Origin of the sequence: Trebonia sp., assembly GCF_049794275.1 — a bacterium.
GTDB lineage: Bacteria > Actinomycetota > Actinomycetes > Streptosporangiales > Streptosporangiaceae > Trebonia.
The window spans coordinates 1-2,471 of the sequence record NZ_JBARCR010001198.1; the positions used below are offsets into that span (position 1 = coordinate 1).

Consider the following 2,471-nt stretch of genomic DNA (forward strand, 5'->3'; position numbering starts at 1 on the left):
GCCCGTGCCGCTGGCGGACGCGGCACGGGCAGCGAGTGGCACGCCGGCCCGGGTGCTCGGGCTGTCGGCCTCGCGGGGCGCGCTGGCTCCGGGTATGGCCGCCGACCTCGTGGTGACCGGCGACAACCTGGGGCTCCGGCGGGTGATGCGCGCCGGGCGGTGGCTAGAGTAATCGCCGTGACGCAGGACGAATGGGTACGTCGCGGGTCATCTTTCGGCGCGGTGGCGTCGGCATACGCCGACCTCAGGCCCGGTTACCCGGACGAGGCAGTACGCTGGGCGCTCGCACCCGTCGCCGCTGACGTGGCCGGGCTGCGGGTGGTGGACCTCGGCGCGGGGACCGGCATCCTCACCGAGCTGCTGATCCGCCTCGGTACGGATGTCACCGCGGTGGAGCCCGACGCGGAGATGCGCGCCGAGTTCGCACGCCGGCTGCCGTCGGTACGGCTGCTGACAGGCTCGGCGGAAGACATCCCGCTGCCGGACGGATCGGCCGACGCGGTGCTGTGCGGCCAGGCGATGCACTGGTTCACCATGGACCGCGCGCTGCCGGAGATCGCCCGCGTGCTCCGGCCGGGCGGGGTGCTCGCCGGGCTGTGGAACAACGACGACGACCGGGTGGACTGGGTAGCGGGGCTGCAGACGGCGGCCGAGGGCGCGACCAGCCCCGCGCTGAGCATCCGGCGGGCCCAGGCCGCCGCGCTCCAGGCGATGGACTTCGAGCCCCGGTCGTTCCTGGCGGCGGAGCGCGCCGAGTTCGCGAACGCCCAGCGGCACACGGCCGACTCCCTGCTCGCCACCCTCGCCACGCACTCCAGGCTGCTCGTCATGGACCCGCCCGACCGGGACCGAGTGCTCGCCCGGGTCCGTGACTACCTCCGCACCCGGCCGGAGACGTCGGGCGGAGAGTTCACTGTGCCCCTCGTCACCCTCGTGCTCCGCACCACTCGCGTGGAGGCGGACGCCGACGCCGGCGCCGAGCGGTAGAGTCCAACCGTGGATCTTGAGTCGCTGTCGTCGCACGAACTGCACGACATGGCGGTGCGGCGCGCGCTGCACCACGCGGATGTGAAGTTTCTGTGGGAACTGCTGCGGGCGATCCCGGCCGCGGAGGCTTCCGAGGGCGAGATCGGCGAGTCGGAGGCGGACGCGACCAAAGTCTCCGCGCTGCTCGCCGACGCGGTGAACTCAGGGGAGGGCGAGGTCGCGGACGCGCTGCGCCCGCTGTACATCGACTACCTGACCAAGCACCCGGCCTGACACGTCAATGGCCCGCCCGTACATTCGTACGGGCGGGCCATCCACGGCTTGATCGCCAGGACCGCGCTAGGACTGCAGGACGCCTTCGATCTCCAGGGTGATGTTGACGTTCTCGCTCACGGCGACGCCGCCGGGGACGCCCGGGATCGGGCCGTTGAACGCCACTCCGTAGTCCATCCGGTTGATCGAGGTCTGCGCCGAGAAGCCGCAGCGGGTGCCACCGTAGGCGTCCGGGCCGAAGCCGCTGGCCTCGAGCTCGAAGGTGACCGGCTTGGTGACGCCCCTGATGGTCAGGTCGCCCTCGAGCAGCAGCGCGCCGTCCACCTGACGCACGCCGGTGGAGGTGAACGTCATCGTCGGGTGGTTCTCCACGTCGAAGAAGTCGGCGCTGCGGATGTGCGCGTCGCGCTGCTCTTGCCCGGTGTTGATCGAGTTCAGGTCGACCGACGCGGTGACAGACGACTTAAGCGGGTCGTCGGCGGTGACGATCGTGCCCTCGAACGTGTCGAAGCGGCCGCGTACCTTGCTGATCATCATGTGCCGGACGACGAAAGAGACCTCAGAGTGAACCGGGTCAATCGCCCAGGTGCCGGCGATGTAGCCGGGGATCTCCACGGCAGTCGTGCTCATCGAGCCTCCAGGGAAAAGGGATGCGATTGCTAGGCTTGCTACGCTTGAGTGCGTTACTTCCTAACAGTAACCAACGGATGGTTGAAGTGTCAAGGACTGTTCTCACGCAGGTCAAACGCGTAATCTTGATCCTATGACGGTAACAGGTGACGAAACGGAAGCGGGGTCCGCGTCCGCCTCTTGCCGGGTCCGCATGGTGCTCGACCGCGTCGGCGACAAGTGGGCCATCTACGTGGTGGACCGGCTGGGCGCCGGGCCGCGCCGGTTCAGCGAACTGAACCGCGGCATCGACGGCATCACCGCGCGGATGCTCACCGTGACGCTGCGCGGGCTCGAGCGGGACGGGATCCTGACCAGGACCGTGCACGCCGCGGTGCCGCCGCGCGTTGACTACGCGCTGACCCCCCTCGGCGAGACGCTGCTCGAGACGATCGGGCAACTGGTCAGCTGGGCGGACTCGCACATCGCGGAGATCCAGGCGGCACAGGCCGCCTACGACGCGAGGTCCTGTCCCCCGCCGTGCCCGGACGCCGAGCTGCCCGACGAGGACGCCGCCGCCAGCTGACGGCGGCGTCCTCGTC

General features: G+C 70.0%; 5 protein-coding genes. 4 read left to right on the forward strand and 1 reads right to left on the reverse strand.

The features are described 5' to 3' along the window. The first annotated feature begins 52 nt into the window (after positions 1-52). The 3 genes from WA805_RS29535 to WA805_RS29545 are packed head-to-tail and all read left to right on the forward strand — an operon-like array spanning position 53 to position 1,260. Positions 53-172, forward strand: coding sequence for a hypothetical protein (locus tag WA805_RS29535; protein ID WP_422290926.1), 120 nt, complete (start codon positions 53-55; stop codon positions 170-172). 5 nt (positions 173-177) lie between these two features. After that, positions 178-987, forward strand: a complete 810-nt coding sequence (locus WA805_RS29540; RefSeq protein WP_425243963.1) for a class I SAM-dependent methyltransferase — start codon at positions 178-180, stop codon at positions 985-987. A gap of 9 nt (positions 988-996) precedes the next feature. Next, positions 997-1,260, forward strand: a complete 264-nt coding sequence (locus WA805_RS29545) for a hypothetical protein (RefSeq protein WP_422276540.1) — start codon at positions 997-999, stop codon at positions 1,258-1,260. Positions 1,261-1,326: 66 nt separating this feature from the next. On the opposite strand, the gene WA805_RS29550 is transcribed toward WA805_RS29545, so the two are convergent. Beyond that, on the reverse strand, positions 1,327-1,890 hold the full coding sequence (locus tag WA805_RS29550) for a YceI family protein (protein WP_422276538.1): 564 nt from the start codon (positions 1,888-1,890) through the stop codon (positions 1,327-1,329). A 133-nt stretch (positions 1,891-2,023) separates the two neighbouring features. On the opposite strand from WA805_RS29550, the gene WA805_RS29555 reads away from it, so the two are divergent. After that, entirely contained in the window at positions 2,024-2,455 is a 432-nt protein-coding gene (locus WA805_RS29555; protein ID WP_425243964.1) for a winged helix-turn-helix transcriptional regulator, read from the forward strand. The last annotated feature ends 16 nt before the right edge of the window (positions 2,456-2,471 follow it).